The organism is Neptuniibacter sp. UBA6509 (assembly GCA_002435145.1).
Lineage (GTDB): Bacteria > Pseudomonadota > Gammaproteobacteria > Pseudomonadales > Balneatricaceae > Neptuniibacter.
The window spans coordinates 1-25,981 of the sequence record DJLT01000004.1 but is presented as its reverse complement, the minus strand read 5'-3'; the positions used below and the strand labels follow the sequence as shown (position 1 = coordinate 25,981).

The window sequence follows — 25,981 nt, the reverse complement described above, 5'->3', positions numbered from 1 at the left end:
GAATAAGAAGGGACAGTCGCTCTTCAAGAAGAACTCTTAATTTCTAATCCGATAGATGTGTATTTATTCGTTTGCAGGATGGGATTGGTTAGGCGGGTGATTTAAGAAGCTATTTGTTCGTTTAGATCCTTTTTAGCTCGATAGCCTTTCTCAGCGGTTCAGCTGATCCTTTTTGGCTGTTGGTGGCGCTTCTTCAGGTTTTAGAGCGGTGTTATGCAGCTGATGCTCTTCGTCGTTTTCTAGCAAACTTCTTTAGGTACAATTTTTCAAATTGAGTGGCGTTATCGAGCCACTCCTCTTTGTTTATTTCTAATCTATCTAGTATGGGTGGTAGGTGGGCGGAGATGGCGCCGCGTTTGTCATCTCTAAGGATTCGCCCTGCCATGTCGACTAATTCTAAATAGTCTGTGAGGTTGAATAGGATGCCGTGCTGTTCTTCATCTCTTACATCTCCTTCAAAGGTTGCTAAAGGCTTGATGGTGGAGTGAAAGTGTCTCAGGGCAAGTAATTCTTTTTGTGACTCTATCGCTGATGTTATGTCGAACTTAGGTTTAAGTCGTTCTTTGATACTGGTGTGATCTGACTCTTCAGGAGTAGGGGCCATTTCTGCACGAACAGGGTTTAAATCTACATAGGCCATACACGAGAGCAGGGCTTCTTCGGTTAATAGAGCTTGTGATTTAAAGCGGGATTCCCAAAAGTGGCCAGTGCAGTTGTCTTCCTGATTGGCTTGCCGTGCTATAGGTTCATTTAGGCATTTCATAAACCAGCTCAGGCTGCCTAGTCGTTTACGGTAGACTTTTATGATGTCATTGACGCAGTCTAATTGGGCTTCGCTTAGGTTCTCTCCCGTTTGCCATTTTTGAATAAGTAAGGGACCTTTGAATAAGCAGAGCCAACGGTTAACAATCTCTTTATCTGACAAACTGTCTATTTCATCTGGGCGTAGTTTTACGACGATATGAAGGTGGTTAGACATGACTGCATAGGCGCAAATATCAATCGGAAATAGGGAAGAGAGGATACGTATACGATCTTCTACCCATTGGCGGCGGTATTCATAATCTTGGCCGGTTACTGGGTCTTTACCGCATAGGAAAGAGCGTCGTACGCAACGTGAGACGACGTGATAATAGGGTGTATCTTGAACGGATACGAGTTCCTTTCTTGGGCGTGTCATCGGTAAATCCTTTTATCGATGTTAAGCATAGAGGGTTTGATTAATCTTAGGGTCGGAGTGTTAGGTTGTCAATTTAGACTAGTGGCTTTTAGATTCATGGGTGGCACCTCTCACGATTGTGTCATCGCGATTTTAGTTTTGTTACAGCGACTTTTTATGAGTCAGATGTCTTTAACCCGCCATAGCGTTGGAAAAACTTACTGTTTGGCGGCGGAAGAGGGCCTTCTGCGGTTTCAAGCACATCATTCATATGCAACTCGGCACCTTCCCAAACACGTTGGTAGATATTGTTACACAGCTGCCTAGCGGCACTTCCCGCCCAGTCACCAGGTAATAGTTCGTCCGGTAGTTCTGGGTCACGTAGAATGATACGGCGGTATTCATGTATCAATAAGATTCGGATCTGAAAGCACTGTTCGGCTGTTGGGTTATCTTTCTCTTTTAGGTGATTCCAGATAGGACGGAATTTGTCTAAAAAGTTTTGATAATCCTCCGCCAGTTTTGGCAAATTCCAGGACTCGCGGGTTTGTAACCTTAACGCGCGGCTGGCGGCAGAGCCTTCTCCCAAGTCTTCAAGCATGATGACATCATTCTGAGAATCAAATTCTTGCAGAATGGTTTGCAGTTCTGGTTTTTGCATCTGTGGATGCAGCATAACCGTGGGTGCTAAGTTGCCAAATCCATGCCATTCGAGTTCTTGGCGTACTTTCTGGCGTTCATCTTGATTCAGCTGGCTCAAAACAGCCATCAACCAGCGACCATCCCACTCAGGATTGTGCTCTGCGTAGACGCGTTTAAACGCTTTTCTAAAGCGTCTGATACCAGGGCCTGTCAGGCTGTAGTAACTTCGTCTGCCTACTTGGTCTGCGACTAGCCAGTTTTCTTTGGAAAGTCTAAATACAGAGGTACGCACTAAACGTTGATTAAGGCCGAGGGGCTCTAGCAGGTTGATAAGGCTGCCAAGCCATACGGTCCCACCACGAGGAAGGATAGCATCACCGTAGACGGTAATGATCAACGAACCCGCACGTATAGGGCGACGGTTTCGAAAGTTATCAACCAATGTCTCTAGGGCGGGGAAAGCGGGCATGTGAATCCAGTTTATTATTGTTTAACTTTACTTGTGTGTTTTGGCGCGAGCATTTTATATATCGCGATTTACCTAAGCAAATTTGATTCAGTGTTTATGTTTAGTTGTATGCTCATCGTCTTTGATAAGCTTAAATTATTATATAATAAAACGATACGTAATTAGCCACCTGAAATATTTTTTTGTTATATAAAATTATAGGTCTGAGTGGGCCATAAATAGGCACAAAATATCTGTGGTCATTTTAATGTATCTGTTCATTTTTTAATGCTTGGTTACTAGCGATTAGGATCTGTTTTAGGCGGTTGAGATCAGGCAGTAATGTTCTGTTTATTTCAGGTTTGTTATTGGATTCTTCCATTGAGTTTTCTATCTGTTTAGCTAATATTTGAACCGCAATAAATCCGAAGTTGGCAGCCGCGCCACTGAGTGTGTGTGCTTTCTTACCTACCTCTAGGAAATTCTCATTTTGCGCTGCTTGCTGCATATCATCAAACAGCCTTTCAGCCTGATCATTGTACTGAATCAGTAAGGTTTTAAGGCTGTCATCACCTAGCATCTCTCTGTGTTGGTTGAGTAGGTTGCAGTCAATTAGCTGATGATTTGCTTGCTTAGGGGAGATAATTGCTTTTTGGTGTTCTATTAAATGTTGTAGTTCTTCGTATTGAATCGGTTTGGCTAAAGCCCCATCCATACCTGATGCAAGGTAGTTTTTAATTTCATGCTGGGCAACTGACGCTGTTAGAGCGATGATTTTAATGTTTGCACGCTCTGAATCTGGATGTTGGCGCATCCGTTTTGTGGTTTCAATTCCATCCATATCCGGTAGGTGAATATCCATTAGGACAAGGTCATATAGGTGGTCGTTGTGCATAGAGAGTGCGGTGAAACCATCGTCGGCTATAGATACTGTATGGCCATCGCTTTCCAGTAAACCTCGTGTAACTTCTTGGTTAACGGGAGTGTCTTCTACTAATAAAATATCTAAGGCTTTACATTGTCGGGTCTTACTATCATGGGTACCTTGTTCTGGTGTGCTTTGGGCTATGGGATAGCTCAATTCAAACCAAAATGTGGTTCCCTTATTTTCTAAACTGTCGAAGCCAATAGTGCCGCCCATATGTTCAATCACTTGTTTTGTAATAGCGAGCCCTAAGCCTGTACCGCCATAACGGCGAGTAATTGAGCTGTCCGCTTGTGTAAAGTGTTGAAATATTTTGTGATGTGCGTCGCTTGGAATCCCAATACCGGTATCTTCAACACTGAAGCGGACTTTGATCTCAGGCTCTGATGTTTGCAGGCCCTCTGCGCTTAAACGTATATAGCCTTCATGTGTAAATTTAAGTGCATTTGAGCAGAGGTTCATCAAAATTTGATTTAACACACGTTTATCTCCCTGAAGAGGAGGGAGGTTTCTATCTATAATGGGAACGATTTGTAAGGACTTTTCTTCTGCCACAGGCATAAATAGATGATAGGTATCATCTAAAATCTCTTGAACCCAGAAAGGTTTACTTTCGAGATCGAGCTGCCCTGATTCTATTTTTGAATAATCTAAGATGTTATTGAGAATAGCGAGTAGGGATTGACCCGCATTATATATAGTGTCGATCTGTTTGTTCTGGGCCGGATTGAGTTCTCCCTTCTTCATGAGCTGAGCCATGCCTAGAATTCCATTCATCGGCGTTCTTATTTCGTGACTCATTGTTGCTAAGAACATAGATTTCGCTTCGTTTTCGGCTTCCGCATCGTAGCGTGCTTGCTCAGCTACTTCTTTTGCCTTGCGCTCACTAATATCGGTCAAAGATCCTTCGTAATATTGAACCTCTCCTAAAGGATCTAGCACTTTACGTGCTGAGATAGAGACATAAATAGTGTCGCCTCCCTTTTTTCTCCAGCGCGTTTCAAAGTTAACGACTTTATGCTCTTCGTCTAGTGTATTGAGGAAGGTGATTCTCTCTTGATCATCATAGAAACATTGGCTGGCTATATCCGTTATCTCATTATGAAATTCATCCATATTTTTGAAATTCAAGAGGGATGCTAACGCAGGGTTTGCAGAAATGAAGCGGCCATCGGGTGAGGCTCTGAATATGCCTTCTACAGCATTAAGAAAGAGCGATTTAAAGTCGTATTCTGATTTTTCTAGGCTTTGATAAAGTTTCGCATTTTCTATGGATATCGCAGCCTGTGAAGCGAGAACTTGAAGTGTTTCTAAACGATTTCGATCAAAAATATTACTGCTTTGATTGTTTTCTAAATACAAGATTGCGGTTAGGTCACCGTGATAAAGGATCGGTAAGGCAAGCAGTGATAAGGGTTTTACGGTTCTAATATAGAGGTCTTGTTGGAACATTTCATGCTGAGTGGCATCCCCTAAAACGACATTTTCTTTGGTCCTTGCAACGTAATGAATGATACTGCTTGGCAGTATATCAGCAGTGCGATTTAGGGGGAGGTTGTCGTAAAAACGCGTGTCTTCTTCAATGATGCTTTCTGCCGCAACGCTCAGCACTTCATGGTTAAAAAGCAGCACCGCTCTTTGAGCGCCCGCATTGATAATGGCTAGCTTAAGCAGAGTAGAAATAAGTGGTTCAAGCATGATCTCATCAGAAATCGCTTGAGAGGCTTTGATCACTGAGTTTATATCGTAATCTTGGCTTGAACGTTCTATAGAATTGCGCTCTGCATGCGGTTTGTAGTGCTCAATTTGCTGCGTGTAATCAATACAAACAAATGGGTATTCCTGCTCTAATTGTTTCTGTTTACTAAGTGCTCCCCAGTTTGTATACGCATCGTATGCTTGCTTTATATAGTGTTTATGGAGAGTTTCTTTTCCCCACTTTTCGTAGCACATCCCCGTTAGTTCAAGACAAACGGCTCGATCTAAAATGAATCCGTGATTAAGGGTGTGTTCGATAGCTTGGTCAAAATAGTCGATGGCTGAACTGTATTTCTTTTCCACAGTTAAAATCATGGCTTTTATGATAAGCCAATGATGATGGTGGTTTTCTTCGCAATGTTTTTCGAGTTTTGCGACAGATTTAAGGTATTGTTTTGCTGCTTTAATGCGAGGGACTTGCTCTAAAATACTAGATTCTTCTATTAGAATAAGCGTATTAAGGGTATTGAAGAAAGACAAGTAGGGGGCAGCGTAGGTGCCACTAATATAAGGGTGGTATTCAATCGCTTCATTCAAGAAGACTTCTGCTTCTTTATGTTGATGATAGATAAACGCCAAGATTCCCTTGTAATAGAAGTGTAAACAGATGGCGGTTTTATGGGTGTTATTGCGGTAATCCGCTAGCATCTCTTCTTCGTTGTAATGCTCACCATTAAGATTGGCAGGAAATTCCCCTTTAGATAATGCCTCTACCGCTTGTTGAGTCATTAGCGTGTAATGAAGAGATTGTTTTTGACCTGATTCATTAAGTTGTAACGTGTACTGTTTTAATTGGTGTGCAAAGCTTTTTAGATCTGGTGCTAAGGTAAATTCGTATTGAATGTAAGCGGCAAGAGAGTATGCGCTCCATTCAATATCTCCTGACTCTAACGCTTTAATGTGAGATTTATATAAGCTCTCAGCGCATAGTTTGAGATGTTCCTTATAGTGACGAATATATGCGTTATAGAGATATAAGGATTTATGCTCGCCTTTTCCAGAGAAGCGTTCAGCTAGTTTAAGGGAAAGTTTTCCAAGCCTGACACCTTGTTCTATTTTTTTGTACTTACCGCAAAGTACTCCGCCATAGCCTGCGAAGGCCATGGCTGATTCTTCGCTCAAGCCGTACCTTAAGGTCAGTTCAACCTCTTTAGCCATGACCAAAGGGCGAAGTCCGGAACTTGAGAATTTAACGACCCCAAACATATTCGCAAGTAATGACATCGCCGCCAGTTTTTTTGGATCTTTTATGACGGGTAGGTCGAGAATATTCTTGTCTGAAAAGCGCCATAGAAGTAAAGAAAGCTTAGCTTGACTGAGCGCTATAGTGCTGTCTTTAGGCTCTAGAGGAATAGGGACATTAAGCTGAGCCAGAAGGTTAATGGCAACTTCTAAGGCCTTCGAAAATTTATTCTGAGCGATGAATGCCTGAATATGCAACTCTTCAAGTTGCACTCGATCAATCAAGTTTTCGGTTAGAGGGATCGCTTTATCAAGTAACTGATCCAAATAGGCGAAATCAGCTTTAATATAAGCCGTGTCGGCCGCATTTTTTTGCAGTGATCGGAGTAACTTCTTATTACCTAACTGATCATTCTCGATGAGTGTTAGGCCTTGGTTAAAGTACTCAAAAGCAGACTCAAATGCAGCTGATTGCCGAGCTCTAATGCCTGTTTTCAAATTTAAATCTGCAAGCTCTACTCGTTCTTCATTTGTGTTAATTAATGAGAGAGATTGGTTTAGGTGGTTGGTGATATCAAATAGGCGACGGCCCGAGTTTTGATTAGGTAAACTGGCCTTTAAAACTAGGCCGATTTGATAGTGTAATGAGGTTAAGTCGTCCTCATTTATTAGGGAGTAAGCGGCCTGTTGAACTCGGTCATGAATAAATCGGTATTGAATACGATGCGCTTGGGTTTCTGAATCAAAGTGATGGCTTTCACCAAGGGGGAGTAATAACCCTTCAGTGAGAGCCTGCCAAAGGTCGTTAGCAATGGCGGGGGCAGGTTGTTTGCAGACCCTTGCTAGTATGTGAAGTTGTATCGGATTTCCGATACACGCAGCCACTTTCAGAATCTCTAGCGTTGCAGAAGGCAGACGTTGGAGTTTATCCACCATAAACTCAATGACATTATCGGTAATTCCGCAGTTGTTGATCTGCGTTGCATCCCAGTGCCAGCGATTACCTCGAAATAAAAGTAGCTTTTTTTCATACAGTTCTAGTAAAAATTGATTAAGGAAAAAGGGATTTCCTTGGGTTTTCTTGAAACAAATATCAGCAAGAACTTGGCACTCTTTTTTACTCTGATTTAACGCATCGGCTATCAACTGGCTAACGTCGTTAAGCGCTAATGGTTGTATTTCCAGTGCATTAATTGTTATTGGCGCTTGCTTGAGGTGTTCAATCGCTAGATGGAAGGGGTGGTTTGAACTTATGTTTTGAGTTCTGTAGCTACCAATAATGAGTAAATGTGGATGCTGGGGATTGTGTGAAAGCTTATCTAAAAGTTTGAGTGATGATAGATCTGCCCAGTGAAGATCATCAAAAAAAAGTACTAATGGGTGTGCTTTTGTCGCAAAAACTTTAAGAATTTGACGAATAATATGGGAGAAGCGGTGTTGCTCTTCAGAGGGGGAAAGTTTTGCCGCCTGAGGTTGTCTGCCTACAATTAATTCAAGTTCGGGTATTAATTGGAAGAGTACTTGAGCATTGTTCCCTGTTGCATTTAGCAGATCCTTTTTCCATTGAGTTATTTGCTCATCCGATTGTGTCAAAAGTTGACGAATCAGTGTTTGTAACGCCTGATAGATCGCCGTATAGGGACGATTACGGTGATATTGGTCAAATTTACCCGCTGCAAAAAATCCATGGTGTTGCAGAATATGGTGACGTATTTCATGAGCGAGGCTGGATTTCCCAGTCCCAGCGTTGCCTGAGATGAGCGTAAGGGTTTGCTGTCCTTGAGTGACTAGGTCGAAGCTGTTTTTAAGGTGGTCGATTGTTTTTTCTCGACCGTAAAGTTTTTGCGGTATTTCAAATCGCTCTGAAATATCCTCTTGCCCGACCTCGAAATATTCAATGAGCTGGGCGTTATCTATCTTTAAACAGTGTTTTAGATCTTTACAAAGGCCTAGATTTGATTGGTACCTAAGAGAAGCATCCTTAGCCAATAACTTCATAATTATCTGCGATAAGGGTTCTGGCAGATTTGTATTCTGTATATAAGGTTCAACTGGCTGTCGGGCTAAGTGGCAATGTAACAGTTCTAAATCATCTTGTGACTCAAAAGGGGGCTTTTCTGTAAATAGCTCATACAGAGTGGCACCTAAGGCATAGTAGTCACTGCGGTAATCGACAACACGATTGATACGGCCTGTTTGTTCTGGTGCGATATATCGGAGGTCTTGTTTGCTGTGTAGCGGTGCTTGGGAACTGGGGTGCTCTCGTTTTAATTGGGAGCTAAGGGAGAAGTCTATTACCCATATTTGTAATGTAGAGGGCTCTATTAACAGATTGTCAGGCGAAATCTGTTTATGGATTATTTTTGCTTCGTGTATTTGCCCTATAATCGCAGCTGTTTTTATTGCTACTTGTAATCGCTGGTTGAAACTGGGTTTTTCTTGTGCAATCCATTGTCTGAGTCTGATAGCCGAACTATATGGGAATATAATCGCGCTGTTTGGGCCTGTTCGGCGGAATTCTAGTGGCTTAATGACGCCGTTAATATTAAGTAGGTTCAGAATATTAAATTCATGATTAAGACGTGCATTGGTCGCTTTTGAGCGTTGTTCTTCAGCAACCTGTTTAACGATGACCGGTGTTTTTTCGATCTCTGTGATGGCTTTAGATATGCGGCTATGGTTACCGCTATGAATGAGATCGATAAAAAGCAGTTGGTCTAAAGCCATAATTATTTAACGTCTCCAGCAAACATGTAACCTGCACCATGCGCCGTTAAAATAAAGTGCGGGTCGGCCGGATTGTCATCTAACTTACGGCGTAAACGTCCTACCATGACATCAACAGATCTATCATTGGGTGTCCACTCTCTATCATGAATTGCGTCCATAAGTTGATCGCGAGAAAGTATTGCTCCCGGGGCATTGAGCAAAGAGGAGAGGAGTTTGAATTCACCTTCAGGTAGTCTTTCAGTGATACCGCCCGGTGATGTTAATAAGCGTTTATTACTGTCCAGTGTCCAGCCTTCAAATTGCCACTGAAGACTGCTTACATTTTCAGATGAACGTGCTAGTTGGCTGTCTTTGACGCGCCAGAGTAGGTTTTTAGCCCTGACTAAGAGTTCACGGGGGTTAAAAGGCTTTGTAACATAATCGTCTGCACCTAATTCAAGGCCTACAATTCGATCAATTTCATCGCCTTTGCTGGTGACTAGAATAATACCAACGCTCGATACAGAGCGAAGTTCACGCGTGAGGGTCAAACCGTCTTTTCCGGGTAGATTTATATCGAGCAAAACTAAGTCAATCTGCTCCTGCCGGACGCGTTCACATAAATCATCAGCTTGATCTGCTTCGGTTATTTTATAACCTTCTTTACTTAGGTAACTTGAAAGCAAAGATCGCGAAGCAACGTCATCTTCTACGATTAGTATTTTGTTTGGACTGCTCGAATTTATATTCATAAATAATGCTAATCTATCGATTTAGTTTCAGTCTAGCAATGCTTGGCTGCCTTTGAAAGCTAATTACTTATGATGTTAAGTTGGGGTAAAAGTTAAGTAGATCAGAAGCTTAGGTTTGTTTCTAATTGTATGTGTTACACGCTGTTACATCTGAGGACAAAACAGCACATATGCCAGATATTTTGTTTACATGGGTAGAGTAATTTGAATAGACCCAATTGCGTGTAGACGAGTTTACAACACTTAATAACGCGCTATATATAACAAAGGATCACCGAGAGTGGGGAGTGATAGTCTTGAAAAATCGTAGCATGAAGCGAGTTCTTCGCTTTGGCGGGGCTGTAGCTTTTCTTGGATTTGCATCAACTGTTTCGGCAATTGATGGACCGCAAATCATCAAGGAAAACTGCTTGCTATGTCATAGTGAAACGGGAAAGGCTGAAGCGCCTTTTTCGCGAATCAGTCAACAGCGTAAAACGCCTGAAGGCTGGCAAATGACGATCAACCGAATGAAAAGTCAGCGTGGTTTACTGCTTAAGCCTGAAGATGAGCGTGTGCTGATTAAATACCTTGCGGATACGCAGGGTTTAGCACCATCTGAAACCGCAGATTTCCGTTATGTGCTTGAGCGCGAGCCTAACGTAGTCGAGCAGAATGTCCCTGAGCACTTAGCTAGTACTTGCATGGGCTGTCATTCAGGGGCGCGTGCCGGTTTACAGCGTCGTACGACGGATGAGTGGCAAAAGCTGGTTCATTTTCATATGGGTCAGGTCCCTTCTATTGAGTACTTAGCCGGTCATCGTGATCGTCCCTGGTTCCAGATTGCTCTCAATGAAACAAGTACTCAGTTAGGCGAAGGTTATCCTCTCGTGACTAAAGCTTGGGATGACTGGAAAGCAGCACCTAAAGCGCCTTTGAACGGCGACTGGGTGATGAGCGGGTTTATGCCTGATAAAGGCGAGTTCTCTGCCACTGTTTCGGTGATGCCAAACAAAAAAGATGAATACACTCTTTTAGTGAATGGTTATTACGCAAACGGAACTAAATTGACAGGTAGTGGTAACGCTAAGGTATTTGCCGGCTATGAATGGCGTGGTGCAGTTGTAATTGATGGTCGTAAGATGCGTCAAGTATTTGCAGCGTCAGAAGATGGTCAATCACTGTCGGGTCGTATGTTCCTGAAAAATGATGATGTGATAGGCGGTGAAGTGTTCGCTAAAAAAGCGGGTAAGTCTCCAGTTATCGTGTCTGTATCACCTACTTATATCAAGCAGGGCACAACACAGACTTTAAAAATCACTGGTTCAAACCTTTCAGAGAAGATCTCTTTAGGTAAAGGCATCAGTGTTGAAGGTGTTGTAAGTAAAACGGCTGACCATATGCTGGTTAAAGTGAAGGCGGATGCCAAAGCTATGGTTGGAGATCGCACACTAGCGGTTGGTGCAAGTTCATTGGATGCGGCTTTAGCTGTATATGACAGTGTTGCACGTGTCGATATTACTCCGGGTGAATCTATCGCTCGAATCGGTGGTAATGGCGGTCCGATCCCTAAGCAAAAATCAATTTATCGCGCAATTGGTTATGCAGCAGGTGCGGATGGTAAACCAGGCACTGAAGATGATCTTAAGTTGGGCTATATGCCAGCGACTTGGAGCTTGAAGCCTTTTGATGCAGTAGCTGAAGAAGAACATGATCTTAAGTATGCAGGCAAGATTAATGCTCAGGGTATCTTTACACCTGGCGACGCTGGGCTTAACCCAGAGCGTAAGATGTCTACCAACAACGTGGGTAACCTAGCAGTTGTTGGAACAGTAACTGAAGGTGGTGCAGCTGTATCTGGCGAAGCACATCTATTAGTCACTGTTCAAGACTTCGTTAAAGAACTAATTCAGTAATCTGAATGTGATAGCAACCTCAACCAGCCTTTGGGCATACAAATAATAACGAGGTGATTATGGGATCTCTTTCCCTGGTAAAGCCAAACATGCATTTAGTGAACCTGAAACAGCGCACTATGTTGTTTCATGTTCCATCAAGTGGACTGTTTGAGTTGGATGCAATGAGCCAAGATGTCATTGATCTGTTTAGTGAGCAAGATGCTGTTACTGCTCCTATGATCAAAGACCGTCTTGATAGCCGCTACCCTGCAAATGAAGTTGTAGAGCTACTCGAAGAGTTTAAGTCGCTTGAAATTATTCATGAAACAGGTGGTGTGGCTCGCTATAACCCAACACCGAAAAAGGTTGAAAACTTTCCTTTAACTACAGTGGTTTTGAACGTTAATACGGGCTGTAATTTAAGTTGCACCTACTGCTATAAAGAGGACCTGACGACACCGTCTGAAGGACTGAAGATGGAAGTAGAAACCGCGATTAAGTCGGTTGAAATGTTGCTTAAAGAGTCGCCTGATCAGCGTCAATATAATGTTGTTTTTTTTGGTGGTGAGCCGCTATCCAACATGCCATTAATTCGTGAAGTTGTTGCGTATTGTGAGAAGCGTTTTGCTGATCTTGAAGCGCGCGTTGATTTCACCATGACCACGAATGCGACTTTGCTTAACGAAAAACTTGTTGATTGGTTTAACGAGCACCGTTTTGGTCTGACTATCTCAATGGATGGTCCTAAAGCGATGCACGATAAAAACCGTATCACGGTTGGCGGGCAAGGGACGTACGATGTAGTTAAAAAGAAAGTCGACATGCTGCTGTCTCGTTACACTGCGCGACCTGTAGGTTGCCGTGTGACGTTGACTAAAGGCATTACGGATGTCGAAACGATCTTTAATCACCTTTATCACGATCTTGGTTTTGCTGAGGTGGGCTTTGGCCCGGTTACTTCGGGTGATATCGCTGAATTTAATCTGAGTGGCGAGGAGATGATAGCTGTCTTCGAGGGCCAGAAAAAATTGGGCAAGAAGTACCTAGAAGCTGCCTTAGAAAACAAGAATTACGGTTTTGGCAATATGCATCAATTAATGACGGATCTGCACGAAGGTCAGAAGAAACAGTTGCCATGTGGTGCCGGTGTTGGATTGTTAGCTGTTGATAAGGATGGAGGTTTGAACCTTTGTCATCGTTTTACGGGATCTGATATGCCGTTGTTCGGTGATGTTGATAAAGGTATCGATAAACCTGCTTTATCAGCTTTTGTTGAAAATCGTTTAGATCGTAGTCAAGAAGGCTGTGAAACTTGCCGAATTCGTAATATTTGTTCTGGCGGTTGCTATCACGAAAGCTATGCAAAATATGGTGATCCTACGAAACCTTCCTACCACTACTGCGACCTGTTGAGAGATTGGATCGATTATGGGGTAGAAGTTTATTCGCAGATTATGCTCGAGAACCCTGGGTTCTTCGATGCATATGTATCTCCACGAAGAGGTGCTTAAGAAAATGAAACATTTAAAGTCTTTTAATAAAAAAGCGAAAATGCTTGATGCTGCTGTCTCCCAAGGTGATGTGGAAGAAGTAGTTGCAATGCAGTCAGTTGTTGGCTGTACCTCCGTTAATGACCCAGGCTGGGAAGTTGATCCTTTTGGCGGCTTAGGATCTCTTTGCCAGCCAATGGAATCTGATCTGTATGGTTGTGCCGATGCATGCTGGTGGCCTGCACAGGTACCGGACACTATGTCTACGCATCCAAATTGGTCGCAAGATGTAGCCAAAGCAGATGAAGATTGGCGCAAAATTGATGCAGTCTTCCCAGAGTCTGAGTAAGGGGAAATCAGAGATGAAATTTAAACAGATGGTAAACCCGGCGAAAGGGTTGGGTGCTGTAATGACCGGTCTCGTACTCATGGGTACAGGGCTATCGGTTCAGGCTGCAACGGATGAATATCTACTCACTGTTACACGTCCAAACCAGTTACATGTTATTGACACAAAAACTGATAAGCTACTACGTAGCTGTGATGTGCCGGGAACATTTGGTAACGGCGGTATAGCCTCATCGCCGGATGGTAAAGTTGCTTATGTAATGACTAATAAGTGGGAAGATGTTTACGGTTTTAATATTAGTGACTGTAAGATTGTTTTCTCTATGAAGCAATCGACACCGATGGAACAGGTTAAAAGCATTATCTCTATGACAGTGAGCGCTGATGGTAAAGAACTGTACACAGTTCAGAACCCAGTAAAACTGCATAAAGATCACTTTGAAGCCATACAGCCTCGTCTAGCTGTGTATAAAACAGATGATGGCCTAAACGCTCAGCCAGTTCGTACTTATCCTGTCGATCGCCGTATTACTAAACTGGGTTTCATTGAGAAAACCAGCGAGGTGATTTTGGGCGGTGGTGATATCAAGGCGATTGATACGACTAACGGTAAAGTGCGTACCTTGGCTAAGTTGCAAAATTGGGACCGTAGTCCAGAAGGTTGGGTGCCTCCTGATGCATTTGCGATGCATACGATGGGTGAACATATTGGCGAATATATCATGCCGTACTTCACGATTAAGTGGAATGGTGAGCCGGGTGATATGGAAAAGGCTGAGTTCCTTTGGGGGATGACGAAAGTCGACACTAAAACGGGTGATGTAACGACAGGTGAAGTGCTACCTTTTGAATTTATTGTCTTTAACTGGGTAACTGATCCAAATGATGAAGATATCGTTTATGGATCGTTTAATCAGCTTTCTAAGCATAATATCAAAGAGGGTAAAACCTTAGCTGTGCATCCTATGCCGCATACCTACTACAACATCAACATGCTTGAAGATGGTAGTAAGATCTATGTGGGTGGAACGTCGAGTGATATCTCCATACATGATCCAAAAACATTGAAGAAAATTGGATCAATCAAGCTAGCAGGCGATATGTCTACTTCCGATCTTCGCATTGCAAAAGTGCAACGCTGAGTCTAGGGTAAAGATTGTCTGACGGGATCTTTGAAATAAAGGGGTGATGATTATCACCCCTTTTTTTTCAAACGATCAAAGAGTGCAGTTCTTAGTTCTAATTAGAGTAAATCACCATCTATGTTGAAATGGCTTTCTCGTACAGTAACTCATGATAATCCAGAGCAGTTGGAACAAGCATTTCGTTGGCTTTACAGTTTTGTCAGACCGCACCGAAATGCAATTATTGGGCTTCTGCTGCTATCCGTCTGCGCTACATTTCTTGTTTTATTGCAGCCTTGGCTAACCAAAACTCTGATTGATGGTGGCTTGATCGCCAAGGATTATTCAGTACTCGTAAGCGTTGCCATTGGGATGATTCTTGTTGGCATTATTAGCACGACGTTATCAGGCGTTAATCGCTATCTGCATACTCAGTTGTCTGGGAAAATTCTTTTTGCGTTAAGGAACGATCTTTACCAGCACCTACAAACGCTTTCCCCTCTTTTTTATGGTCGCCACCGTGTAGGTGACATCATGTCCCGCATCGATGGTGATGTGGCGCAAATTCAGCGCTTTGCTGTTGATAGCCTTTTCTCCGCAGTCAGCAGTATTTTAGGCCTCGTGGGCGCTGCTGTAATGATGTTGTTTCTATCGTGGAAGTTATCATTATTGGTGGTCATTCTTATTCCGCTTGAGGTGCTTTGGCTACGTTGGATGCGGCGTAAAGTTGAAGTGCAAACTCGGCAGTTACGTGAGCGGTCTGCAGATATCTCAAGTTTCTTAGTCGAAACACTACCCGCTATGAAGTTTATCCAGTCGGTAGGGCAGGAGCCTAAAGAACGATCACGGTTGGAAGGATTGAACAGTAATTACTTAGGTGATTTGTTGAGATTACAAGTCACCGAATTTTTTACGCAAGCGATACCCAGTACATTAACTTCATTAACCCGCGCTGCAGCTTTCTTGATTGGTGGTTTTTGGGTCATCGAAGGCACGTGGCAGTTAGGCGCGTTAATAGCATTTTCAACTTATCTTGGTATGGCTGTTGGCCCGGTTAACAGTCTATTAGGGCTGTATGTTGCTGTTCAGCGTATGAGTGTGAGCCTCGGGCGTGTAAATGAGTTGAGATTACAGCAGCCAGAAGTGCCGCTTGATCGTGAATATCAATCGTTTCCTGCTGGGATGGGAGATATCAGTATCCGCTCTTTGTGTTTTGCTTATCCCGGTCGAGCTGAGAAAGTATTTGATCATGCTGAATTAGAGATATCTGCAGGTAGCAAAGTTGCGTTAACAGGCGCTTCGGGTGTGGGTAAATCGACCCTTGTTGATCTGCTGCATCGGCATTTTGAGCCCAGCTCGGGTGCGGTGCTTATTGAAGGTGTTTCTGTGTCGGATCTGAAGCCAAGTGAATTACGTCAGCAGATTGCTGTCGTAAGCCAGGACATTGTGTTATTTCGAGCGACGTTAAGAGAGAACATTCGTTATGCACAGCCCTCAGCATCTGATGAAGAGGTGAAGTTAGCTGCACAGCGTGCGCAGTTGGAAGGCCTGATTAAGACTTTACCTGAAGGAATTGATACTGAGCTAGGTGAAAGGGGTCAGCAGTTGTCGGGTGGCCAGCGCCAGCGCATTGCCATCGCGCGAGCCATCCTACAAAACCCAAGGGTTTTGATTTTGGATGAAGCGACAGCAGCGGTTGATGAGAAAACAGAAGAAGAGGTTATTTGTGCAGTTGATCAGCTCTTCTCTGATAGAACGCGTATTTTAATTAGCCATCGCGCGTCAACACTTATAGGTGTAGAGCAGCGGATCGAATTGCAAGGCGGTCAGCTGAAGGCTGTAGAGGTAGTGAATTAATGTCTGTGCGTGTCGGTGTGATAGACAGTGGTTTTCGTCAGAATCAACTGAATTGGGTGGATGATAGTGCTGCGTTCTATCTACATGATGGTGGATTGTGGATGGGTGAGTCGACTTACGATGCTATGGAGCATGGTGCTCGAATCATTGATATTATTCATTATCATTATCCAGACAGTATATTTTTATCCGCCCAAGTATTTAATGAGCGGGGAGTTACAACGGCGGCTCAAGTCGCCGCTGCTATTGATTGGTTGTGTGAAGAAGGCGTTCAGATCATTAATCTTAGCTTAGGTTTGCGAGACGATCGTGAGGTATTAGCGCAGGCGATCGCTAAAGTCGTTTCAAAGGGGATCATTATTTCCGCGTCTTCACCCGCACGGGGAGATCCAGTTTATCCCTCTGCTTATCCTGGTGTTTTTCGCATGACCGGTGATGCGCGATGCAGTATCAATGAAATTACGTGTTTAGAAACCGAGTTTGCTGATTTTGGTGGCCATGTGCTTGGGCTGGATAATGAGCAAGCAAAAGCGGGCGCTAGTCTAGGTTGTGCCCATATGTCGGGTCATTTAGTTAAGTTGATTGCAGAGTTTCAGGCTTCATCAGAAGCTTTTGACATAGCAACCTTAGCTGCTAAGTTAAAACAACAGTCCAGCTATTTTGGCCCCGAACGCCGCGTTAAATAATATTCAATTCTGTTTGATTCAGAATGCCTTCCGAGGAAATTCTAATGCTTAGTGATCAACGTGAAATTCTAATTTTAGGTGGTGGCCCTTCCGGAGCTGCAGTTGCGTTAGGTTTGCAAAAACTAGGTTATAAGCAGATTACATTGGTAACAGAATCACGCCCTTTTAAGGCGATGGAGGGGATATCTGAGCGTGTGGTGGATGGGCTAAGAGGAGCAGGCTTTAAGCATGCGATAGAAAATTTACCCGAACCTAGTGCTCGATTTGTGACTTGGAATGGCGAAAGTAACCAAGCGAATACGGAGCAGTTAATTGATCGGGTCGCCTTTGATAACGCGTTGATGGTTGATCTGGCTATGCAAGGTATTCATGTCATTCAGGGACGCATTGAATCAGTACGTAGTGCTGAATTTGGTCATGAAGTGAGTGTGGATTCCTGTGGCCAAACGACTTATCTGAGCGCAGACTTTTTGGTTGAAGCAAGAGGGCGTGCAGCCCCCTCAGCAAAGCTGAAACGTCTAAGGGGAGCGGAAACCGTTTCTTTGTTACAGTACTGGCAGGGGGCTGAGCAGGAGAGAAGTTCTGCTGTTCAAAGTTTTGAAAACGGCTGGGCGTGGCTCGCATCCGATGGAAATGGTCGCCGTTATTTACAATTAACGTTTGATGTTGCAAGTACTGATCTACCGGAGAAATCCAAATTGGTCGGTTTTTGTAATGAGAAACTAAGTAAGCTGTCTCAAGCTCAGCCCTTTTTAGAAGGCGCAGAACCTACAGGCGAATTATATGCTCGCACGAGCACGCCTATTTTATGTGAGGAGGCGGTAGGGCTGAATTGGATTCGGGTCGGGGACGCTGCTATGTCTGTAGACCCATTGTCGGGTAATGGCATTTTTCAAACCTTATCCTCTTCCTTACAAGCACCGGCTGTTATCAATACGTTAATCACTAAGCCTGCTAAGGCTCGTCTTGCGCAGCAATTCCATCAATTAAGAATAACCGAGCTTTTTTATCGCTTTGCCAGAATTGGTAGAGACTTTTATATGATGGAAAAGCAGTGGCCGACACAACCTTTTTGGAAGACGCGTTCTGCATGGCCTGATAAAGAACCCATTCATCAAGCGTCAGACATTTCTAGTATACAAGTTTGCCAGCGACCTGTGGTTAAAAGTGGTTTGATTGAGTTAGTTGATGTGGTTGTCACTGCTGATCAACCTTTAGGGATTTGGCATTTGTCGGGCATTCCTTTGGCGCCTGTTGTGCAAGCCTACCGAAGCAGTGATGGTTTGAATGAACTGAAATCTAAACTTTCCGCTATGGGGTTTACGCCAGAGCAGCAGGTCTTTTCACTTGGTTGGTTGCGCCAGCAAGGCGCTGCATTTGATTCTGTAACAGGTTGAGTCCCATCAATATCTTGCTGGATTACAAGCTGTTACATCTGAGAACAAATTAAGACATTATTCGCAAATCTGGTTTACACCTCATCTTTACACTGAAGTCATCAAAGTAGCTTTTGTCTTGTCGGCGGCGCTACATATAACAAAAAATGACCACGACGGTGGAGGATCCATCCAGATGAAAAAAATGTTCACAAAATCCCTGTTGACTGCTGCTGTAACCGCAGCTGTTGCAATGCCTGTACACGCTTACAATCTGCATTCAAGTGACGCAGGTGAGTTGAACCTGGATGTTGAAATGATCCTTGGTGTTTTCAGCAGTGATGAAACTTACAACACTTTCGGTGGCCCAACGGGTGAATCTCGCGATTGGCAAGAAGGCTACGTAAAATACGGATTAAGTGGTACACGTAATCTAGATAATGGCGCAGTATTATTTGGTGCTGCTAATGCGCTTACATCTGGCGTCTGGGGTGATGGCGATGCACTCGGTGCACAGACTGGTGATGAAAGAGAAACAGAAATTGAAGATCTTTATGTCGGTTTTAGAAACGATGTTTTTGAAATTTCTGCTGGTCGCCAAAACGTTACCATTGGTGATGGTTTCCTTTTAAACGGTGATTCACTCAACCTTGGTGAAGGCTTTGGCGATGATTTTAACCGTGGTGGTGGTTACTGGTTAGCTGCACGTAAGGCGTTTGATCAGACTGTGGTTGCTCGTTTAGGCGGTGAAGAGGGTTTGCGTTCAGATATTTTCTGGATTGAGTCTGATAATGCTGCTCAATCAAGCATGGAGTTAGCGGGTGCAAACGTTGAGTATGTGACTGAGACTGGCACATTCGCAGGTATGTATATCGAAGGCTTAGGTGTTGATGCTACGGAAGCTGCGATTAATGGTAATGCAGGTCGTGATGGCCAGAAAACAATGAGCTTGCGTTATCAGGGCAGTGCCGGCGTAGAAAATCTATTCTTGTCTGCTGAGTTTGTTAATCAAGAAGATGGCATCACGGGTGATGATACTCAAGCTTTTTACGGCGAAGCCGGTTGGACTTTTGCTGATGTCGCTTGGACGCCTAGCGTAAATTATCGTTACACGAGTTACGATGAAGGCTTTGATTCACTTTTCTTCGGTTTTAACCGTGGTTATGGAACCTGGTTCCAGGGTGAAGTGGCTGCAAACTATGCGGGTCCATTTGGTAGTGATGCCGATATTCATTATCTAGGTGTTACAGCTAACCCATCTGAAATGGTGACGGTTGGTGCTGCTTACTTCGATTTTAAAGATACGGTTGGCGGTACAGGGACTAACGATGCCAATGAAATAAATCTATGGGCTGAATGGGTTGTAACAGACAACCTTATAGTGAGTCCTCTTGTTGGTTTCTATACCCCTGATGCGGATACAAGCACGCAGGGTAACGATGATACCAACACATATTTCCAAGTGCTCGCGATCGTACCATTCTAATCCCCTTTCAGAAATACGATCCATTGGAATGCTGGGCTTTCGAGCCCAGCAAACTTTCTATATCGATTTAGGCGCTTTTTAAGATGAATAACTATTCTATGATTATTAATGGGTTGCCTGTAGCGGCTGAAGCGGGAAGCTTCGCTGTTATTGACCCAGCTACAGGCGTTTCCTTTGCAGAGAGTCCGTGTGCCTCTGTTGCCCAGTTAGATCAAGCCGTTGATGCAGCTGATATGGCTTTTCAGACTTGGCAATATAGTTCTCATGAGGAAAGAAAAGCGTTGCTGCATAAAGTTGCGGATACCATTGAAAACCATGCAGCTGAACTCGCAGAAATTATTGTTAAAGAGCAAGGTAAACCTTTGGCCTTGGCGCAAGTTGAGGTTGGGGGATCTGTTGCTTGGACTCGCTATACCGCTGAATTAGAAATTCCGGTTGAGGTGGTAGAGGACAGCGAAAATAAACGTATCGAGATGCACCGTAAACCGCTTGGCGTTGTGGGTTCTATTTTACCGTGGAATTGGCCGCTAATGATTGCTGTTTGGCATATAATGCCGGCACTTAGAGCAGGTAATACGGTTGTTGTTAAGCCTTCACCGTTAACGCCGTTTAATACCTTACGTCTTGTTGAGTTGATGAATGAAGTTTTACCTGCAGGCGTAGTTAATGTATTAACTGATCAAGATCAGTTAGGCCCAGCAATGAGTCAGCATGAGAAAATTCGTAAAATTGTTTTTACGGGCTCAACGCCGACAGGCCAGCATATTATGCGAAGTGCGGCTTCTAACCTTAAGCGTTTAACGCTTGAATTAGGTGGAAATGACGGTGGTATCGTGCTTCCGGGAGCTGATCTTGATGCGATTACTGAGGGTATCTTTCAAACATCTTTCCTTAATATGGGGCAAACTTGTGCTGCTCTAAAGAGATTGTATGTGCATGAATCTCAGTATGAAGAGTTGGCAGATAAGCTTGTTGCGATTGCAAAAGAGCAGACCCTCGGCTCAGGGTTCGAAGAGGGAGTTAACTTTGGCCCTCTTCAGAATCAGATGCAATATGATCATGTTAATCGATTAATCGCTGAGGCAAGAGAAGCGGGTGCGACCATACATGCATCGGCTAATGTTCCAGAGGGCGAAGGCTACTTTATTGCACCTACAATTGTTACAGAAGCGACTGAAGGTATGTCGGTTGTAGATGAAGAGCAGTTTGGCTCAGTATTACCGGTTATATCTTACACTGATGTTGAAGATGCAATCAGACAGGTTAATGCGAGTGAAAACGGTCTAGGTGGCTCTGTTTGGGGGGCTGATTTGGAGCAGGCGCAAGCCATTGCTTCTCGACTCGAATGCGGAACCGCATGGATCAATGGCCATGCAGAAGTATTACCTCATGCGCCTTTCGGTGGCTGCAAAATGTCAGGTTTTGGCGTTGAGTTTGGTCAAGAAGGGTTATTCGAATACACACGGATTCAAGTCGTTAATATTAATCGTTAAAAATTGGTAGCCTCCTCCCTGGAGGCTATTTTCTTGTAGGTATTTCCTCACTTTAGTGTTTCTAAAGTTTCCAAGCCATTGGCTCAATTAGCTTGGTTTTCTGGGGTTTTTTAACCCCAGTTTTTTTGTTTTTATATTATGATGATTTAATTTCATGCTTTTCTTTAAAAATGTAACTATTTTTAGATAACGGTTGTTATGAAGGCTGAAGGTGAAGCTTATTCCGTCATGCTATAGAATTGCCACTCTATTTTTAATTCTAATTACTTATTTAGTAAGGCAACTCTTTTGGCACAGTCTAAACAGCAGCTCAAATCTCTTCTGGCTAACTGCAAAATATCAGAACGCTTTCATTTTAAACGTCGACTTGAACGACTAAAAGGTGGGAAAGATGATGCCGAACTTAAAAAGTTAGAAGCGAGTATTTCTGCCTCATGTGGGTGGGTTGAAAGAAGAGCATCACTCAATCAATCGGTAGATTTTCCAAACCTGCCTATTAGTACCCGCCGTGATGAAATTGCTAAAGCGATAGATGAAAATCAGGTTGTTGTTCTTGCTGGCGAGACTGGGTCTGGTAAAACGACACAGCTACCAAAAATTTGTCTTGAGTTAGGTCTGGGGTGCAAAGGCTTAATAGGTCATACCCAGCCTAGACGTCTTGCTGCCAGAACTGTAGCAGGGAGGATAGCTGAAGAGCTTAATACCACCTTAGGTGAGCGAGTTGGGTATCAGGTTCGTTTTCACGATCAAGTTGGAGACAACACCCAAGTTAAGCTCATGACTGATGGAATACTGTTAGCTGAAACTAAACATGATCGATTTCTTGAACAGTATGAGGTTCTGATTATTGATGAGGCTCATGAGCGAAGCCTCAATATCGATTTTTTACTAGGTTATATTAAGCAAATACTGCCTAAACGCCCTGATTTAAAACTCATTATTACCTCTGCTACGATCGATTTAGAGCGTTTCTCAAAACATTTTTCTAACGCACCTATTATTGAGGTATCTGGACGAACTTATCCGGTAGATATCTTATATCGGCCTCTACATGAAATGGCTGGTACCGATGAGAAAGCTTTAGATCTGCAGCAAGGAATTTTAACGGCTGTTGAGGAGTTGTTAGACCTTGAAAGGAAACAAGGTAAAGGCCCGCAAGGTGATGTGCTTATCTTTCTTCCTGGTGAGCGTGAGATTCGAGAGACGGCAGATATATTACGTAAGGCGAATCTTAAACATGTTGATGTCTTACCTTTGTATGCACGTCTCTCCTTAGCTGAACAGAACAGAGTGTTTCAGCGAGGTAAAGGTGCGGTTGGTACAAGATTGGTTCTTTCGACAAACGTAGCGGAAACCTCATTAACGGTTCCGGGTATTAAATATGTAATAGACACAGGGCTGGCAAGGATTAGTCGCTACAGCTACCGTTCTAAGGTTCAGCGTCTTCCTATTGAGGCTATCTCTCAGGCGAGTGCAAATCAGCGAGCGGGGCGTTGTGGTCGTGTATCGGAAGGCACTTGTATCAGGCTTTACTCTGAAGAGGATTTTGTAGGTCGTTCTGAATTTACTGATGCTGAAATACGAAGAACGAATCTCGCTGCAGTCATTCTGCAAATGCTTTCGCTCAGGTTAGGTGATATTTCCGAGTTTCCTTTCGTTGATCCACCGGATAGTCGCTTTATTAATGATGGATTTAAACTGTTACAAGAACTGGGTGCCGTTGATGGTAAGCGAAAAATTACGTCAATAGGTTGGCAGTTAGCTAAATTACCGATTGATCCGCGCCTTGGACGAATGGTCGTAGAATCAGTACGTAACAATTGTCTAAGAGAGATGCTAATCATAGTGAGCGCATTAGGCGTTCAGGATCCACGTGAAAGGCCGCAGGAGAAGCGTCAGGCGAGTGATGAAAAGCACCGTTTGTATGCACATGAAGAATCTGATTTCCTGACATTTGTTAATCTCTGGGATATGTATGAAACCCAGAGGCAAGAGTTATCACAGAACCAATTACGTAAATATTGTGCTAAGCATTTTCTCTCTTATATGCGAATGCGTGAATGGCGAGATACGCATAGACAGTTGCATCTGATATGCAAAGAGTTAACTGATAAGAATAAACCCTATGTTGAAAAGAAAGAAGCGGCTTCCTATGAATCCGTTCATCGTTCTTTGCTCGCTGGCCTTTTAAGTCATATGGGATTTAAACAGGAGAATAAAGAGTACTTAGGGGCTCGAAATCGTAAGTTCTTTCTGTTTCCTGGCTCTGTCGTTTATAGGAAAGCGCCAAAGTGGGTAATGGCGGCTGAGATGGTGGAAACGAGCCAACTTTATGCGCGTTGTATTGCCAAGATTGATCCGGTGTGGGCAGAAAAATTAGCGCCACATTTGGTAAAGAAAAATTACAGTGAGCCCCATTGGGAGAAAAAACGCGCAGAGGTTGTTGCAACAGAGCAAGTGACTCTTTATGGGATGATTATTATTCCAAAGCGTAGGGTCAGCTATGGCAAAATTGATCCCGTTATTTCTCATGAGCTATTTGTAAGGCAGGGGCTTGTTGAGGGTGAGCTTAGTTCTCCGGCAACATTTATAAAGAAAAATCGGGCCTTGTTACGAGGCATTGAGAAGTTAGAAGCTAAATCGCGTCGAAAGGATCTCCTTGTTGATGAAGAGCAGCTTTATGATTTTTATCGTTTACGGCTAAAGGGATTGACTGGAGAGCATATTGTCAATGGCTCAGGTTTTGAAAAGTGGCGTAAAAGCGTCGAACAGACTGATCCTGAATGTTTGATCATGAAAGAGGAAGATATCCTACAGCGCTCTGCAGATCATGTGTCTGAAAATGAATATCCTGACCACCTAAATTTAGATGAAGCACGATTAAAGCTTTTCTATCATTTTGCACCGGGTGCAACGGATGATGGGGTGACGCTTCAGGTTCCTTTGCCTTTATTAACCGCTATACCTCAACAGCAGATTGAGTGGTTAGTTCCGGGGATGTTGGCTGAGAAATGTACTGCGATATTAAAAGGGTTGCCTAAGCAGCAGCGTAAGCATTTCGTCCCAGTACCTAATTATGTTGATGCGTTTATTCAGAAGGTTGAGTTTGGCGTAGGCAACTTATACGAAGTTTTCGCTTTGAACCTTTTGAGAATGACAGGGATACGGATTCAAGAAAGGGAGTTAAGAGAGTCTTCGATCACTGAACATTTACTGATGAATCTTCGCCTAGTGGATGAAAAAGGACGATTGTTAGACGAATCTCGTGATTGGGAAGCACTCAATAGCCAGTATGCTTCTCAAATTAGCCAGCGGTTGACTAAAAGTTCGGAGGATAGCTGGGGCCGTGAGGGGCTAACATCTTGGGATTTTGGTCAGCTAGAAACTAGCTGCAAAGTGAACAAATATGCTGGGGTTGAAATTGAAGCTTACCCCACGCTGGTGGACCACACTGACAGTGTTACCCTGTGCCTTAAATCACATCAAGCGGAATCAGACCGACTAAGCATTGATGGTATTGTGCGTTTGGCGATGCTTAATATGAAAGAGCAGGTACGCTTTGCGCGTAAAACAATAAAGAATGATAAGTTTACAAAAATTCTCCTTTTAAGCGCCGGTTTACTTAATAAGCAAACATTAGATGAGCAAATTATTTGGCATGCGACTAAGGCTCTTTTGGATTTAGATAACAGTCTTATTAGAAGTGCAGAGCAGTTTGAAGAAAAATTAAAGAGCTGTAAGGCAGGCTTAGTGTCCCTTTGTGAGAGAGTTATGGTGCAAGTGGCAGGGATCATGAGCAGCTATAACCGTATTCAAAAGCAACTTAAAGGCAAAGTGCTATTGAATGAAGTCCCTGTACTTAATGATGTAAAAAAACAGATTGAAGAGTTGCTAGATAAGCAATTCATCCAGAATACTTCATCAGTAGTACTTGGGCATTTCCCGCGTTATCTTAAAGGTATAGAGATTCGATTGGAGAAGTTTAGGCGGAATTTGCGTCAAGAGTGCCTCTTAAGTGATCAGCTAAGTCATTTTTTTGCACAGTATGAGAGCCGCTTTAATAGAAATGTGAAGCAAGGTATTTACGATCCCGAGCTAGAGAGCTATCGATGGATGATCGAAGAGTATAGGGTATCGTTGTTTGCTCAGCAGCTGGGAACTCAAAAAACGGTTTCTGAAAAGAGGCTGAAACAGCAGTGGAACAAGGTGTTACCTTGATGTAAGTCAAAAAACTAAGGGCGTACTACTTTTGTCGGGGCTTTATCTGGGTGTATTATGTAGTCAAAGGTTGCACAAGCCCCATCGGTATGGTGTAATGCGCCAAATTTATTTTTAACTTCATGTTTAAAGTATTGTAATAAAGAGAATTTATTCAGTACTTAATAACAGGGAAGTAGCAAAAAGAAGCGAGTGCTAAAGATATTAACTGACTCGCCGAGAAAGAATTTAGAAGAAAAATGCTTTCATTTGTTTGAAAATGTTTTTTTTTATAGTATTTTCATAGAGTAATAGCGTTATTGCGCTTTGCTATAAGAAAAAAATTTAAAATTCACTACTAGTATGTTGAATATATTGAAGGGGAAATGTTGATGAAAAAGTCACTGATCGCTCTAGCTGTAGCTGGCGCTCTGGCTACACCAGTAATTGCACAGGCTGATGCAACTCTATA

General features: G+C 43.2%; 14 protein-coding genes. 10 read left to right on the top strand and 4 right to left on the bottom strand.

Annotation, left to right across the window (positions count from 1 at the left end):
• Window positions 1–211: 211 nt before the first annotated feature.
• The 4 genes from B4K11_RS00645 to B4K11_RS00630 form a co-directional block, all read right to left on the bottom strand.
• Window positions 212–1,180: a transposase gene (locus B4K11_RS00645; RefSeq protein ID WP_292959185.1), complete on the bottom strand. Its 969-nt coding sequence runs from the start codon at window positions 1,178–1,180 to the stop codon at window positions 212–214.
• Between the two features lie 154 nt (window positions 1,181–1,334).
• The gene (gene paaX / locus B4K11_RS00640) at window positions 1,335–2,270 is read right to left on the bottom strand and encodes a phenylacetic acid degradation operon negative regulatory protein PaaX (protein WP_292954108.1); all 936 of its coding nucleotides are present in this window, start codon (window positions 2,268–2,270) and stop codon (window positions 1,335–1,337) included.
• A 244-nt stretch (window positions 2,271–2,514) separates the two neighbouring features.
• Entirely contained in the window at window positions 2,515–8,841 is a 6,327-nt protein-coding gene (locus B4K11_RS00635) for an AAA family ATPase (RefSeq protein WP_292954105.1), read from the bottom strand.
• Window positions 8,842–8,843: 2 nt separating this feature from the next.
• The gene (locus B4K11_RS00630; RefSeq protein ID WP_292954102.1) at window positions 8,844–9,575 is read right to left on the bottom strand and encodes a response regulator; all 732 of its coding nucleotides are present in this window, start codon (window positions 9,573–9,575) and stop codon (window positions 8,844–8,846) included.
• A 287-nt stretch (window positions 9,576–9,862) separates the two neighbouring features.
• Between B4K11_RS00630 and peaA the strand changes: the two genes are divergently transcribed.
• The 10 genes from peaA to hrpA all read left to right on the top strand — a co-directional run bounded on the left by peaA (window position 9,863) and on the right by hrpA (window position 25,530).
• Window positions 9,863–11,470 carry a quinohemoprotein amine dehydrogenase subunit alpha gene (peaA, locus tag B4K11_RS00625; protein WP_414689243.1) on the top strand — a complete coding sequence of 536 codons (1,608 nt, stop codon included), beginning with the start codon at window positions 9,863–9,865 and terminating at the stop codon, window positions 11,468–11,470.
• A 59-nt stretch (window positions 11,471–11,529) separates the two neighbouring features.
• On the top strand, window positions 11,530–12,963 hold the full coding sequence (gene peaB, locus B4K11_RS00620; RefSeq protein WP_292954096.1) for a quinohemoprotein amine dehydrogenase maturation protein: 1,434 nt from the start codon (window positions 11,530–11,532) through the stop codon (window positions 12,961–12,963).
• A gap of 4 nt (window positions 12,964–12,967) precedes the next feature.
• Window positions 12,968–13,291, top strand: a complete 324-nt coding sequence (gene qhpC / locus B4K11_RS00615) for a quinohemoprotein amine dehydrogenase subunit gamma (protein ID WP_292954093.1) — start codon at window positions 12,968–12,970, stop codon at window positions 13,289–13,291.
• Window positions 13,292–13,304: 13 nt separating this feature from the next.
• Entirely contained in the window at window positions 13,305–14,432 is a 1,128-nt protein-coding gene (gene peaD / locus B4K11_RS00610; protein WP_292954090.1) for a quinohemoprotein amine dehydrogenase subunit beta, read from the top strand.
• 120 nt (window positions 14,433–14,552) lie between these two features.
• Window positions 14,553–16,271 (top strand): ABC transporter ATP-binding protein, encoded by a 1,719-nt coding sequence (locus B4K11_RS00605; protein ID WP_292954087.1) that lies wholly within the window; start codon window positions 14,553–14,555, stop codon window positions 16,269–16,271.
• Window positions 16,271–16,957, top strand: coding sequence for a subtilisin-like serine protease QhpE (gene qhpE / locus B4K11_RS00600; RefSeq protein ID WP_292954084.1), 687 nt, complete (start codon window positions 16,271–16,273; stop codon window positions 16,955–16,957). Before B4K11_RS00605 ends, qhpE begins: the two co-directional genes overlap by 1 nt.
• Window positions 16,958–17,001: 44 nt before the next feature.
• Entirely contained in the window at window positions 17,002–18,354 is a 1,353-nt protein-coding gene (qhpG, locus tag B4K11_RS00595; protein WP_292954081.1) for a flavin-dependent monooxygenase QhpG, read from the top strand.
• Window positions 18,355–18,529: 175 nt separating this feature from the next.
• Window positions 18,530–19,819: a hypothetical protein gene (locus B4K11_RS00590; RefSeq protein WP_292954078.1), complete on the top strand. Its 1,290-nt coding sequence runs from the start codon at window positions 18,530–18,532 to the stop codon at window positions 19,817–19,819.
• Between the two features lie 83 nt (window positions 19,820–19,902).
• Entirely contained in the window at window positions 19,903–21,312 is a 1,410-nt protein-coding gene (locus B4K11_RS00585; protein WP_292954075.1) for an aldehyde dehydrogenase family protein, read from the top strand.
• A 288-nt stretch (window positions 21,313–21,600) separates the two neighbouring features.
• Window positions 21,601–25,530, top strand: a complete 3,930-nt coding sequence (hrpA, locus tag B4K11_RS00580; RefSeq protein ID WP_292954072.1) for an ATP-dependent RNA helicase HrpA — start codon at window positions 21,601–21,603, stop codon at window positions 25,528–25,530.
• Window positions 25,531–25,981: the final 451 nt, after the last annotated feature.

What these genes read in the sequence shown, in the direction of transcription:
- B4K11_RS00645 (WP_292959185.1), bottom strand. Translation starts at nt 1,180, where the DNA reads ATGACACGCCCAAGAAAGGAACTCGTATCCGTTCAAGATACACCCTAT.
- paaX (WP_292954108.1), bottom strand. Translation starts at nt 2,270, where the DNA reads ATGCCCGCTTTCCCCGCCCTAGAGACATTGGTTGATAACTTTCGAAAC.
- B4K11_RS00635 (WP_292954105.1), bottom strand. Translation starts at nt 8,841, where the DNA reads ATGGCTTTAGACCAACTGCTTTTTATCGATCTCATTCATAGCGGTAAC.
- B4K11_RS00630 (WP_292954102.1), bottom strand. Translation starts at nt 9,575, where the DNA reads ATGAATATAAATTCGAGCAGTCCAAACAAAATACTAATCGTAGAAGAT.
- peaB (WP_292954096.1), top strand. Translation starts at nt 11,530, where the DNA reads ATGGGATCTCTTTCCCTGGTAAAGCCAAACATGCATTTAGTGAACCTG.
- qhpC (WP_292954093.1), top strand. Translation starts at nt 12,968, where the DNA reads ATGAAACATTTAAAGTCTTTTAATAAAAAAGCGAAAATGCTTGATGCT.
- peaD (WP_292954090.1), top strand. Translation starts at nt 13,305, where the DNA reads ATGAAATTTAAACAGATGGTAAACCCGGCGAAAGGGTTGGGTGCTGTA.
- B4K11_RS00605 (WP_292954087.1), top strand. Translation starts at nt 14,553, where the DNA reads ATGTTGAAATGGCTTTCTCGTACAGTAACTCATGATAATCCAGAGCAG.
- qhpE (WP_292954084.1), top strand. Translation starts at nt 16,271, where the DNA reads ATGTCTGTGCGTGTCGGTGTGATAGACAGTGGTTTTCGTCAGAATCAA.
- qhpG (WP_292954081.1), top strand. Translation starts at nt 17,002, where the DNA reads ATGCTTAGTGATCAACGTGAAATTCTAATTTTAGGTGGTGGCCCTTCC.
- B4K11_RS00590 (WP_292954078.1), top strand. Translation starts at nt 18,530, where the DNA reads ATGAAAAAAATGTTCACAAAATCCCTGTTGACTGCTGCTGTAACCGCA.
- B4K11_RS00585 (WP_292954075.1), top strand. Translation starts at nt 19,903, where the DNA reads ATGAATAACTATTCTATGATTATTAATGGGTTGCCTGTAGCGGCTGAA.